This is a genomic window from Kineococcus aurantiacus (assembly GCF_013409345.1).
Classification (GTDB): Bacteria; Actinomycetota; Actinomycetes; order Actinomycetales; family Kineococcaceae; genus Kineococcus; species Kineococcus aurantiacus.
In genome coordinates this window covers 3,985,996-3,998,499 of sequence record NZ_JACCBB010000001.1, presented here as the reverse complement: position 1 = coordinate 3,998,499, position 12,504 = coordinate 3,985,996, and the positions used below count along the sequence as shown (strand labels likewise).

General features: G+C 73.3%; 11 protein-coding genes. 7 read left to right on the top strand and 4 right to left on the bottom strand.

Annotation, left to right across the window (positions count from 1 at the left end):
• Positions 1-75: 75 nt before the first annotated feature.
• Positions 76-1,125 carry an alcohol dehydrogenase catalytic domain-containing protein gene (locus tag BJ968_RS19145; RefSeq protein WP_179754530.1) on the top strand — a complete coding sequence of 350 codons (1,050 nt, stop codon included), beginning with the start codon at positions 76-78 and terminating at the stop codon, positions 1,123-1,125.
• A gap of 39 nt (positions 1,126-1,164) precedes the next feature.
• On the opposite strand, the gene BJ968_RS19140 is transcribed toward BJ968_RS19145, so the two are convergent.
• Together BJ968_RS19140 and BJ968_RS19135 are read right to left on the bottom strand one after the other, a co-directional pair.
• A complete protein-coding gene (locus BJ968_RS19140; RefSeq protein WP_179754528.1) occupies positions 1,165-2,631 on the bottom strand; it encodes an NCS2 family permease in 1,467 nt (488 codons plus the stop codon).
• A gap of 84 nt (positions 2,632-2,715) precedes the next feature.
• Positions 2,716-4,017, bottom strand: coding sequence for an ROK family protein (locus BJ968_RS19135; protein ID WP_179754526.1), 1,302 nt, complete (start codon positions 4,015-4,017; stop codon positions 2,716-2,718).
• 186 nt (positions 4,018-4,203) lie between these two features.
• On the opposite strand from BJ968_RS19135, the gene BJ968_RS19130 reads away from it, so the two are divergent.
• The 4 genes from BJ968_RS19130 (at position 4,204) to BJ968_RS19115 (ending at position 7,715) form a co-directional block, all read left to right on the top strand.
• Positions 4,204-5,565, top strand: a complete 1,362-nt coding sequence (locus tag BJ968_RS19130; RefSeq protein ID WP_179754524.1) for an extracellular solute-binding protein — start codon at positions 4,204-4,206, stop codon at positions 5,563-5,565.
• 19 nt (positions 5,566-5,584) lie between these two features.
• Positions 5,585-6,505, top strand: a complete 921-nt coding sequence (locus tag BJ968_RS19125) for a carbohydrate ABC transporter permease (protein ID WP_179754522.1) — start codon at positions 5,585-5,587, stop codon at positions 6,503-6,505.
• A 4-nt stretch (positions 6,506-6,509) separates the two neighbouring features.
• Complete coding sequence (locus tag BJ968_RS19120; RefSeq protein WP_179754520.1) at positions 6,510-7,403, top strand: carbohydrate ABC transporter permease; 894 nt, start codon at positions 6,510-6,512, stop codon at positions 7,401-7,403.
• Between the two features lie 141 nt (positions 7,404-7,544).
• A complete protein-coding gene (locus BJ968_RS19115) occupies positions 7,545-7,715 on the top strand; it encodes a DUF4236 domain-containing protein (RefSeq protein WP_179754518.1) in 171 nt (56 codons plus the stop codon).
• 39 nt (positions 7,716-7,754) lie between these two features.
• On the opposite strand, the gene BJ968_RS19110 is transcribed toward BJ968_RS19115, so the two are convergent.
• Positions 7,755-8,642: an MmyB family transcriptional regulator gene (locus BJ968_RS19110; RefSeq protein WP_179754516.1), complete on the bottom strand. Its 888-nt coding sequence runs from the start codon at positions 8,640-8,642 to the stop codon at positions 7,755-7,757.
• 151 nt (positions 8,643-8,793) lie between these two features.
• On the opposite strand from BJ968_RS19110, the gene BJ968_RS19105 reads away from it, so the two are divergent.
• A complete protein-coding gene (locus BJ968_RS19105; protein WP_179754514.1) occupies positions 8,794-9,636 on the top strand; it encodes an SDR family NAD(P)-dependent oxidoreductase in 843 nt (280 codons plus the stop codon).
• A gap of 45 nt (positions 9,637-9,681) precedes the next feature.
• Here BJ968_RS19105 and BJ968_RS19100 read toward each other — a convergent pair whose 3' ends face one another.
• The gene (locus tag BJ968_RS19100; RefSeq protein ID WP_179754512.1) at positions 9,682-10,257 is read right to left on the bottom strand and encodes a MarR family transcriptional regulator; all 576 of its coding nucleotides are present in this window, start codon (positions 10,255-10,257) and stop codon (positions 9,682-9,684) included.
• Positions 10,258-10,477: 220 nt separating this feature from the next.
• Between BJ968_RS19100 and BJ968_RS19095 the strand changes: the two genes are divergently transcribed.
• Positions 10,478-12,040 (top strand): GAF domain-containing protein, encoded by a 1,563-nt coding sequence (locus BJ968_RS19095; RefSeq protein WP_179754510.1) that lies wholly within the window; start codon positions 10,478-10,480, stop codon positions 12,038-12,040.
• Positions 12,041-12,504 lie beyond the last annotated feature (464 nt).

The following is a 12,504-nucleotide window of genomic DNA, read 5'->3' as shown; positions in this document are numbered from 1 at the left end:
GGGCCCCCGGGGCAGGCGCTAACGTCCGCTGCACCCGTGCCCCCACCGTCGGGGGCCCACGACCGGAGGTCCACGATGACGATCCCGCCCACGATGAACGCGGCCTTCCTGCCCGGTGGGCGGGTGGTGGACCTGCAGGAGGTCCCCGTCCCCGCGCCCGGGCACGGGCAGGTCCTCCTCGCGGTGCGGGCCTCGACGATCTGCGGCAGCGACCTGCGGGCCATCTACCGCGAGCACCTGGGCGAGGGGCCCGAGGCCTACCAGGGCGTCGTGGGCGGTCACGAACCGGCGGGCCGGGTCGTGGGCGTCGGGACGGGCGTGGACCGCGTGCGCCCCGGCGACCGCGTCGTCGTCTACCACATCTCCGGCTGCGGGCAGTGCGACGACTGCCGCCGCGGGTACCAGATCAGCTGCACGTCGCCGCGGCGCGCGGCCTACGGCTGGCAGCGCGACGGCGGCCACGCCGACTACCTGCTCGCCGAGGAGCGCGACCTGCTCGTCCTGCCCGACAGCCTCACCTACCTCGACGGCGCGTGCGTGGCGTGCGGGTTCGGCACCGCCTACGAGGCGCTGCGCCGCCTGGACGTCAACGGCGCCGACCGCCTGCTCGTCGTCGGGCTGGGCCCGGTCGGCCTGGCCGCTGGGCTGCTGGCCCAGGCGCTGGGCGTCCGCACCGTCGTCGGGGTGGACCCCTCGGCCGAGCGCCGGGACCTGGCCCTGCGCCTGGGCGCGGTGAGCGGGGCCGCCGAACCCACCCGCGAGGCGTTCGAGGCGGTGCTGCCCGGCGGGGCCGAGACGGCCGTGGACTGCAGCGGGTCCGGTGCGGGGCAGCTGTTCGCCCTGCAGCACACCCGGCGCTGGGGGCGGGTGGCCCTCGTCGGCGAGGGCGGTCACCTGTCGGTCGACGTCAGCGAGCACGTCATCCACCAGCAGCTGACGATCCACGGGTCGTGGGTCACCTCGACGGTGCACATGGCCGAGCTGCTGGAGCTGCTGGACCGCACGGGCCTGCACCCGCAGGTCGTCGTGACCGACACCCGGCCCCTCGCCGAGGCCGGCGAGGCGTACCGGATCGCCGACAGCGGCACCCACGGCAAGGTCGGCATCGTCTGGCCCGACGCCTGAGCCGCCGCGGGTGCCCCGGGTGCTCCCCCGGCGCCCGGGTCAGGAGACCCCGAGCAGCTGCTTGATCGGGTCGATGGCGAAGTAGACGACGAACAGGGCCGCCACCACCCACATCACGGGGTGGACCGCGCGGGCCTTGCCGCGGGCGAGCTTGACCACGACGAACGCGACGAACCCCGCCCCGATGCCGGCGCTGATGGAGTACGTGAACGGCATGAGCACGATCGTCAGGAACGCCGGGACGGCGATCTCCAGGTCGGTCCAGTCGATGCCCTTGACCTGGGTCATCATGAGGAACCCGACGACGACCAGGGCGGGGGTCGCCGCCTCGTAGGGCACGATCGCCACGACGGGGGCCAGGAACGTCGTGAGCAGGAACGCGACGCCCGTCACGACGCTGGCCAGCCCGGTGCGGGCCCCCTCGCCCACACCCGTGGCGGACTCGATGAAGCTCGTGTTGCTCGAGACGCCGCCGGCGCCCCCGGCGGCGGCGGCGATGGAGTCGACGACGAGGATCCGGCGCATGCGCGGGGGGTTGCCCTCCGCGTCGAGCAGGTCGCCCTCGGCGCCGATCGCGACGACCGTGCCCATGGTGTCGAAGAAGTCGGCCAGCAGCAGGGTGAAGACCAGCAGGACGACCGTGACCCAGCCGACGGCCTCGAACGAGCCCAGCAGGGAGAAGTGCCCCAGCGTGGCGAAGTCGGGGGCGGAGACCCACGAGTCCGGCAGCGCGGGGACGTTCAGGCCCCAGGCGCGGGGGTTGACGACCGACCCGTCGGCCCCGGTGCGCGGCCCGAGGTGGGCCACGGCCTCGACGACCACCGCGAGGACGGTCGCCGCGACGATCCCGCCGAGGATGGCGCCGCGCACGCCGCGGGCCATGAGGACGATCATCAGCACGAGGCCGACGACGAAGACGAGCGTGGGCCAGCCGGCGAGGAAGCCGCCGATGCCCAGTTCGAGGGGCGTGCCGCTGCCGGCCCGGACGAACCCGGCGTCGACGAGCCCGACGATGGTGATGAACAGGCCGATGCCCACGCTGATGGCCGTCTTCAGCGGTGCCGGCACGGCCCGGAAGACGGCCTCGCGCAGCCCGGTGAGGACGAGCACGAGGATGACGAGCCCCTCGATGACGACCAGCCCCATGGCGTCGGCCCACGTCATGTCCGGCAGGCTGGCCACCCCGAAGGCGAGGAAGGCGTTCAGGCCCAGCCCGGTCGCCAGGGCGAGGGGGTAGTTGGCGACGAACCCCATGAGCAGCGTCACGACCCCGGCCACCAGGGCGGTGCCGGCGGCGACCGCGGCCAGGTTCGGGCTGTCCCCACCGCCGAGGTACTTCCCGGTGGCGTCGGCGTGCGTGCCGATGATCAGCGGGTTGAGCACCACGATGTAGGCCATCGTGAAGAAGGTCGCGAGGCCGCCGCGGACCTCCCGGCCCACGGTGGACCCGCGGGCGCTGACCTCGAACCAGCGGTCGATCGCGGACGGGGGGGCGGTGACGGCCATCGGAACCTCGGTGATCGGTCGAACGTCGTGTGCGGCCACGCCCTCGGAGCCGAGCGGCATCCTGCCAGAACGCCGGGGCCCGGCTCAGTGCACGGGTGCCACCGGGGAGATCACGATCTCGCGCGCGGGCACGTGCACACCCACCCACGTCGAGGACAGCGCCTCGTGCAGGACGGCGCTGGCCGCCCCCAGCGCACCGGCCTGCTCGCCGGCGTCGCTGAAGCGGACCTCGACGGGGTGCACCTCGCGGGTCATGGCCAGGCCCAGCCCCGCCCGCACGGCGTCGCGGACCCGTTCCCCCGCGTGGCGCAGGCCCGCACCGCCGAGCACGACCTCGCTGACGTCGACGACGTTGACCACGCCCAGCACGACGCGGGCGACGGCCAGCGCCGCGGTCCGCAGCTCCGCGGCGGCGACCTCGTCCCCCGCGGCGGCGCGCACGCCGAGGCGGTCGTGGTCGTCCAGGACGCTGCGCTCGGCCAGCCGCAGGCCCGCGGCGCGGGCGGCCTCGCGCCCGACCCGTTCGGCGTAGCGGCGCACGACCGCCGCGGGGGCGGCCACGGCCTCCAGGCACCCGACGGCACCGCAGGAGCAGGGCGGCCCGGCGGGTTCGACGACGACGTGCCCGATCTCCCCCGCGTTGCCCGACTCCCCCCGCAGGACCTCGTCGCGCACGACCACCCCGCCACCGATCCCGGCGCCGACGTGGACGTAGAGGAAGCTGCGCCCGACCCGCCGCGAGCGCCACAGGTCGCCGACGGCGGCGGCGGTCGCGTCGTTCTCCACCAGGACCGGCAGCCCGGTCGAGGCCGTGAGCATGTCGGCGACGGCGACCCCGCGCCAGCCGGGCAGGTTGATCGCCGAGCTGCGCACGGGCCCGGCGAAGTCGAGCGGCCCGGGGACGGCCACCCCGACGCCGAGCACGGCGTCGGCGGACCCGCGGGTGCGGACCAGCCGCCGCACCACGGCCGTCGCGCGGGCCACCGCGGCCTCGGCCGCCCCGCCGGTCGCCCCGCCGGTCGCGTCCGGGGGGTCCGGCAGCGGTTCGCGGTCGACGGCCAGCACGTCCCCGGTCAGGTCGAGCAGGACCGCGTCGACGTGCTCGCGCTCGAACTGCAGGCCGACGGCCAGCGCCGCGCCGGGCCGGACCGCCAGGGCGGTCCGCGGCTTGCCGCCGGCGCGGGCGCCCGGGCGCAGCAGCGGCTCCCCCTCCTGGACGAGGCCGCGCTCGATGAGCCGCCGGACGATGTTGGACACCGTCTGCAGGGTCAGGCCGGTGGCCGCGGCCAGGTCGGTCCGGGACGTGCCGGGGTGGCGGCGGACGCCGTCGAGGACGACGGCCTGGTTGTAGTCGCCCACCCAGGGCAGGTTCGTGCCTCGTCGCACCCGCGCCTCCTCGCGCTCGCCGCCCCGCTCGGGGAGCGACGTTGGGATCGTTCCCAGAATGATGCGGCCCATCCGTTGACACCGTCAATCCACTGGATTTAGTCTCCTCGCAACGGCCGGCCGGACGATCCCCGGACCGCCCGGCCGGCCGGCCAGAGATCGGACACCGCCACGAGGGAGTGGGTTGTGCGTCGTCGTAGCTTCCTGACCTATGCCGGCCTGGGTGCCGGAACCGTGCTCGGAACCGCAGCCTGCGGCGGCGGGTCCCAGGGCGGCGATGACTCGTCCGGGGCGATCAAGGTCGCCTACCAGCAGTGGGGCTCGGGCACCGTGATGAAGGACTACCTCACCACGGTCAAGAGCGCCTACGAGAAGGCGAACTCCGGCAAGACCGTGGAGCTCGTCCCGATCGTCGCCTCCGAGAACGACTACTACACCAAGCTCCAGCTCATGATGCGCTCGCCGCGCACCTCCCCGGACGTGGTGTACGAGGACACGTTCCTCATCAACTCCGACATCACCGCCGGGTACCTGCAGCCCCTGGACAGCTGGCTGGGCCAGTGGGACGAGTGGGACCAGTTCCAGGACGTCGCCAAGGGCGCCGCCAAGGCCGCCGACGGCAAGACGTACGGGGTCCCCGACGGCACCGACACCCGCGCCCTGTGGTTCAACAAGGACCTGCTCACCAAGGCGGGCCTGGCCGCGGACTGGGCGCCCACCTCGTGGGACGACATCCTCGCGGCCTGCCGCGAGATCAAGGGCAAGGTGCCGGGCGTCACGCCGATCAACGTGTTCGCCGGCAAGGCCGCCGGTGAGGCGGCGTCCATGCAGGGGTTCGAGATGCTGTTCTACGGCACCGGCTCCACGCTGTACGACCCCGGCCAGGACAAGTGGAACGTCGGCAGCCCCGAGTTCGTCGACTCCCTGCGGTTCATCAAGACGATCTTCGACGAGAAGCTCGCCCCGGACCCCTCGGTCGCGCTCGACGCGCAGGTGGGCACCCGGGTGCAGGAGGAGTTCCTGCCCGGCGGCACCCTGGCCATCGACCTGGACGGTTCCTGGGTCTCCAGCACCTGGCTGGACACCGGCGGCGCCCCCTGGCCCCAGTGGAACGACGTCATGGGCCAGGCCCCCATGCCGACGAAGGACGGCTCCGGCGACGGGAAGATCTCGATGTCCGGCGGCTGGACGTGGGCCATGACGAAGAACGCCTCCAACGCCGACGACGCCTGGAAGGTCATCTCGACCCTGACGTCCTTCGACAACAACCTGCGCTACAACATCAACTCCGCCGCCGTCGCCGTCCGCAAGGACGTCGCCGCCGACCCGACGTACACCGGCTCCAACCCGACGCTGGAGTTCTTCTCCAGCCTCGTCCCGGTGACCCAGTACCGCCCGCAGAACACCGACTACCCGCGGGTGTCCAACGAGATCCAGGTCGCGATGGAGGCCGTCGTCACCGGTCAGGCCAGCCCCGACGAGGCCGCGAAGGCCTACGACGAGGCCGTCAAGGGCATCGTCGGCGAGGACAAGACCGCGACGCTGTGAGTCGCAGGGAGGAGTTCCGGTGGCCACGCTGACACGACCGGGGGCACCGTCCGGCCCCCAGCTGCGGCGCAGGACGCACCCGGTCCGGGTCGACATCGCCAGGGCGCTGCCGCTGACCCCGGCGGTCGTGCTGCTGCTGGTGTTCCTGGCCGGCCCGATCCTGTGGTGCGTCTACGCCGCGTTCACGAACACGGCGCTGACCGGTGCGGGGTCGGGCGACACGCAGTTCGTCGGCCTGGACAACTTCCGGGCCGCCTTCGGCAGCGAGGCGTTCGGGAACTCCGTGGTCCTGACGCTGGTGTTCACCATCCTGTCCGCCGTCGTCGGGCAGAACGTCCTGGGGCTGGCCCTGGCCCTGCTGCAGAAGCGGGCCGCCAAGGTGGTCCGCACCCTCGTCGGCATCACCGTCATCGGCGCCTGGGTCATCCCCGAGGTCGTCGCCGGGTACCTCTGGTACGCCTTCCTGGCCAAGGACGGCACGCTCAACGAGGTCATCGGCGTGCTGGGGCTGGGCCAGAACTGGCTCTACACCCTGCCGATCATCGCGGTCTCGCTGGCGAACGTCTGGCGCGGGACGGCCTTCTCGATGCTCGTCTACAACGCGGCGCTCTCGGAGATCCCGGCCGAGATCGAGGAGGCAGCGGAGATGGACGGCGCGACGGGCTGGGCCCGGCTGCGGCACGTCACGATCCCCATGATCAAGCGGACCGTGACGACGAACCTCATGCTCATCACCCTGCAGACCCTGTCGGTCTTCGGCCTGATCTACACCATGACCAAGGGCGGCCCGGGGACCAAGAGCCAGACCCTGCCGCTGTACATGTACGAGCAGGCCTTCTCGTTCAGCCAGATCGGCTACGGCACCGCCATCGCGCTCGTCCTGCTCGCGGTCGGCGGCGTCTTCTCCATCGTCTACATGCGCCTGCTGCGCGAGGACTGACGCGATGACCACCGAGACCTCCACCACGCCGACCGCCACCCCCCTCGCGGTCACCTCGCACCGCCCCGTGGGACCCCGCACCTGGGTCGCCACGGCCGTCGTGAACGTCGTCACCGCCGTGCTCGGCGTGATGTTCCTCGTCCCGCTGCTGTGGGTCGTCTTCGCGGCCTTCGACGCCCGCGCGGGGCTGAAGCTGGAGTGGCCCGGCACGGGCTTCAGCTTCGACAACTTCCGGGCCGTCCTGACCCCGGAGACCACGTACCGGCCGATGTGGAACGGCCTGGTCCTGTGCGTGGGCTCGACGTTCATCGCCATCGTCGTGGCGACGCTGGCCGCCTACCCGCTGTCCCGCTTCGAGACGCGCTACAAGCGGCCGTTCCTGCTGACCATCCTCTTCTCGACCGGCCTGCCCATCACGGCGATCATGGTCCCGGTGTACGGGCTGTTCGTGCAGCTCAACCTCGTCGACACCATCGGCGGGACGGTCGCGTTCATGGCGACGACCGCGCTGCCCATGTCGATCTTCCTGTGCAAGAACTTCATGGACGGCGTGCCGCTGACGCTGGAGGAGGCGGCCTGGACCGACGGGGCCAGCTCCATGCAGACGCTGCGCCACATCGTCCTGCCCCTCATGTGGCCCGGGCTGTCCGTCGTGACGATCTTCACGTTCATCGGGATGTGGGGGAACTTCTTCATCCCCTTCGTCCTGCTGCTGTCCCCCGACCGGCTGCCCGCCTCGGTGAGCATCTTCACCTTCTTCGGGCAGTACGGGTCGGTCCAGTGGGGTCAGCTGGCGGCGTACTCGGTCCTGTACACGCTGCCCGTCGTCGTCCTGTACGTGCTGCTGTCCCGCCGGCTAGGCGGGGCGTTCAACTTCGGCGGCGCCCTGAAGGGCTGACCCCCTCCCCTCCGGGCACCGTGGTGCCGTGCGGGTGGGCCCGCTGCCCCGAGGGGGACGCGGCGGTGCGGCGGGAACCCCGCGGGCCGGTCCGCGCGTTGCGCGGGCGAGTCCCGTGACCGTCCGACGTCAGGAGTGCAGGTGCCGTTCTCGTTCCGCTGGGCCAAGGACCTCGGCAAGGGCGTGCGCGTGAACGCCGGGCGCTCCGGGGTGAGCGTCACGAAGCGGATCGGGCGCGCGACGGTGTCCTCCACGGGGCGCGTGAGCGTCCGCCTGCTGAAGGGGCTGAGCTGGCGCGGCAAGCTCTGGTGAGCCCCGCGGTGCCCCGGGGACCCCGCGACGGCCGAGACGTCAGGGCGTCGCCGGATCGCGCGGCCGGCGGGACCCGGCAGGACCGGGGTCCGTGGCCCACGACGACAGCAGCCGCAGGTTGTCCGCCGAAGCGCTCCCCGGCTCGGCCGAGTACGTGAACAGCGTCTGGTCGTCCTCCCCGGCCAGCACCAGCGCCTCGAAGTGGATCGTGACGTCCCCCACCACGCGGTGGTGCAGGCGCTTGGTCCCGTGGGTGCGTTCGTGCACGCGGCGGTCGGACCACCACCGGGCGAACTCCGGGCAGCCGATCGTCAGCTCCCCGACGAGGGCGTTGAGCAGCGGGTCGTCGGGGTGGCGGCCGGCGTCCAGGCGCAACGTGCCGACCGCCTCGGCCGCCAGCACCGGCCAGTCGGGGAACAGCGCACGCGCACCCGGGTCCAGCAGGAGCCAGCGGACGTAGTTGCGCCGGCGAGGCGGCAGCGCGTCCCAGTCGGTCAGCAGCGCCCGGGCCAGCGCGTTGGAGGCCAGCACGTCGGTGCGCCGGCCGACCACGAACGCCGGGTGGTCACGCAGGGAGTCCAGCAACTGGTGGACCGCGGGCCGCACCCGCTGCACCACCGGGCGTTCGTGCCTCGCCGTGGACGGCCCCGCCAGGTCGTGCAGGTGCGCGCGACCCGCCGGGTCCAGGCCCAGCGCGCGGGCCAGCGCGTCCAGCACAGCGCCCGACGGGCTGGCGTGGCGGCCCTGCTCCAGGCGCGTGTAGTAGTCCACGCTCACCCCGGCGAGCCGGGCGACCTCCTCCCGGCGCAGCCCGGCGACCCGGCGCCCCGGCGCCACCGGCAGCCCCACCGCCTCCGGGGACGTCGCCGCGCGCCGGCTGCGGAGGAAGTCACCCAGGTCCCTGCGGTGCTCGCCGTGGGAGGTCACCCGACCAGTGTGCCGGTCCGGACGGGGCACGGACAGGTCGAAGGGGGGTACGCCGTACCCAGGCAGGAGTGGGCGGGGCAGCGGCCTCCCCGGCCCCTGCTGACGGCCCAGGCTGGTGCTGTCCCCACCTCCTCCGACCGAAGGAGACCTCGTGTCCACCTGGTTCGTCACCGGCACCTCCCGCGGCCTGGGCCGCGAGCTCGTCACCCGACTGCTGGACCGCGGCGAGGACGTCGCGGCCACCACCCGCTCGACGCAGCGGTTGACCGCTGCCCTCGGCGGTGACGTCGACACCTCCCGGCTGCTGGCGCTGGAACTCGACCTGACCGACGGAGCCGCCGTCACGCGGGCGGTGCAGCGGACCCGCGAGCGGTTCGGCACCCTCGACGTCGTCGTCAACAACGCCGGTTACGGCTTCCTCGGCGCCGTCGAGGAGACCTCCGACGCCGAGGTCCGCGCCATGCTCGACGTGCAGGTCGTCGGGGTGTGGAACGTCCTGCGCGCGGCGCTGCCGATCCTGCGGGCCCAGCGGTCAGGTCACGTCGTCAACGTCTCCTCCATCCTGGGGATGACGTCCTTCCCCGGCTGGGGCCTGTACTGCGCGGGCAAGTTCGCCCTCGAGGGGCTCACCGAGTCCCTCGCCGCGGAGGTCGCCGACCTCGGGATCCAGGTCAGCCTCGTCGAGCCCGGCTACTTCCGCACCGACTTCCTGACCCCGGACTCCCTGGTGCTGCCCGAGAGGACCACCGACGCCTACCCCGCCCTGCGCGAGATGACGCAGGCGCACCTGCGGATGCCGGGGACCCAGCTGGGTGACCCGGTCAAGGCCGCCGCGGCCCTCGTCGACCTCGGGGTGTCCGGCAACGGCGGCCGGTTGCGCCACCTGCTGGGCTCGGACTCGTTCTCCCTCGCGCTCGGCGCGCTGGACGCCCGCCGCGAGGAGGTCGAGGCCGGCGAGGGGGTCGCCCGTTCCACCGACGTGTCGACCACCTGACGGGGCACGGGCGGTGCGCGGCCGCGGTGCCGGGGTGCGCTGCGGTCAGCGCCCCTGCCCTGCCCCGGAGGTACCGGGTTCGACGACGTCGGCGAGCAGCGCCGCCAGCGCGACCGCGCTGGCCGGTGACAGGGGGGCGAAGAACGTCCTGAGCTCGGCGCGGACCAGGACGGAGGCCTCGTCGAGACGGCACCGGCCGGCGCCGGTGATGCCGAGGATGACCTTGCGCCCGTCGTGCGGGTCCTTGGCCCGGGTGACCAGCCCCTCCTCCTGGAGCCTCTTGGCGATGAGGGTCACGCAGGACTGGGGCACCAGCATGTGGCGGGCCAGCGAGCCGGCGCTCTGGTCCCCGAGGACCTGCAGCAGGTACATGGCGCGCAGGTCGCTGGCCAGGAGCCCGACCCGGTCGGCGGCGCTGTCCAGGATGCCGAGGACCCCCAGCCCCGCCTGCAGGGTCAGGTGACCGAGTTCGGAGCCGGAGAACGGCGACCGGGCGATCACGTCCAGTTCCTCCCGCACCCCCGGCAGCCGGTCCACGGGAACCGGGTGGAGCTCGGCGGAGCCCTGGTCCGGGTCGACACCGGCTGCGTCGGTCGGGTGGGCGCTCGGGGTGGTCAGCACGGTCCTTCATCGGTCGAGGACCTCCGGTGCTTGACCGGGGGCCGGCGGAGGGGGCGGGCAGGGCCCGGGAGGTGGTCGGGGGCCACGATCCTCCGGATGCAGTAGTCAAGCCGTCCCACCGGGCAGTCGATCACTCCAGTGCTGGAGAACTTCAGCGCTGAAGGAGTCCGGCGCGGTGACGACCCGGGTCGTCACCGCGCCCAGTGACAGGAGATGGACGATGCTCGGTCGACGGACCGCTGGAACCGCCGCCGTGGCGCGCGAGCTCGCCGAGGGGCGCGCCGACGTCGAGGCCGTGACCGACCTCGTGCAGGCGCTGGAGACGGCCCGGACGCCGGCCGAGGCCGTCGGGATCGCGCTGGAGACCGTCCGGACCCGCTTCGGCTGGGCCTACGCCTCGTTCTGGCGGCTGGACCGCGCCGCCCGCGTCCTGCGCTTCGAGCAGGAGAGCGGGACGGCCGGCGAGGAGTTCCGCCGGGTGACCCTGGCGGCCACCTTCGCCGAGGGCGTCGGGCTGTCGGGCCGGGCCTGGCGCCAGCGCGACCTGGTGTTCGTGGCGGACCTGAGCGAGCTGAGCGACTGCGTGCGGGCACCCGTGGCGCAGCGGGCCGGGATCCGCTCGGGGATCTGCTTCCCGGTGCTGCAGGGCGGGCAGGTGGCCGGGACGCTGGACTTCTTCACCACCGAGCAGATCACCCCCTCCGCCGGCCGGCTGTCGGTGCTGCGCACGGTCGCCCGGCTGATCTCGGCGACGGTGGCCCGGCTCGAGGAGGCCGTGCGGCAGGAGAAGGCCGCTCAGGACGTCGAGGCGGTCTCCACCCTGATCCACGCGCTGACGTCGGCGACCAGCGAGGAGCAGGCGCTGCGCACGGCGCTGGACACGATCCGCGCCGAGTTCGACTGGCAGTACGGCTCCTTCTGGCGCCTGGACGAGTCCGGGCCGGCGTCGAAGCACGTGCTGCGCTTCGGGCTGGAGTCCGGGGACGCCGGGGCGGAGTTCCGGCAGGTGACCTTGAACGCGTCCTTCGCCAAGGGCGTCGGGTTGTCGGGGCGGACGTGGGCCAAGCAGGACTTCGTGTTCGTGGAGGACCTGGGCGAGATGACCGACTGCGTGCGGGCCCCGGCGGCCCAGCGGGCGGGGGTGAAGTCGGGGGTGTGCCTGCCGGTGGTGGTGGCCGGGCGCGTGGTGGGGACCATGGACTTCTTCGCCACCCGCACCCTCATCATGTCGGCCAGCCGCGAGAGCGCCCTGCGCAACACGGCTTTCCTCATCGGCCAGGCGATGGAGCGGTTCGCCGCCGCCGACCGCCTCACCCGGGCCGGCGGGGACCTGCTGGCGTCCATCGGGGAGGTGGAGCGCAACGTGGTCGCCGCCACCGGGGTCGCCGCGCACGGGGAGACCCTGGCGGTGGAGGCCAACGCCGAGGTGGCCGCCCTGGAACGGGCCAGCGCGGAGATCAACGACGTCGTGCGCGCCATCCAGGCCATCGCGGCCCAGACCAAGCTGCTGGCCCTGAACGCCACCATCGAGGCGGCCCGGGCCGGGGACGCCGGACGGGGTTTCGCGATCGTGGCCGAGGAGGTCAAGGAGCTGTCGGGTCAGACCGAGCAGGCGACGTCGAGCGTGAGCAGCAAGGTCGCCACGATCCAGGCGCGGGTGGGTGCGGTCACCGCCTCGCTGGTGCAGATCCACGCCGCGGTGGAGGAGATCAACCAGACGCAGTCGATCATCGGCGGCGTGCTGACCGAGCAGTTCGCCGTCACGCGCGACATCGTCGGCTGAGGACCGCTCCACGGCTCTGACGCAGTGGCCCGGTGTTCAGCCACCTCCGGCGGCGGCGCGATCGCCGGCGCGCCCATCGGGCACGAGGACCCCGACGCTCCCGCTCGACCGTGTCGCGCGGCGGCTCCCGGCTCCACCTCCGCGGCCGGCGTGCCGGTGAGCCCACCGGCCGCTGAGGAGGCGACGGCCCTGCCGCAGTGGCTGGCCGACCACGAGCACGGCCTCCGCCTCGGCGAGGGAGGAGCACGACCGGGCTCGAACGCGTCACGACCGTGACGCCGCCCGCAGGGCGTCCGGGTCGCGGTGTCGCGGGAGACGGTGGAGCACTTCGCGCGCGGCGTCTCAGGAACGCCTCAGGGTTCTCCCCGATGCGCTGAGACCGTGTGGACGGCCACCGTGGACTGCAGCTGCACGCAGCACCGGGCCCTTGCCCCTGGACCTCTCGGACAGAGGCAGTCGGCTCG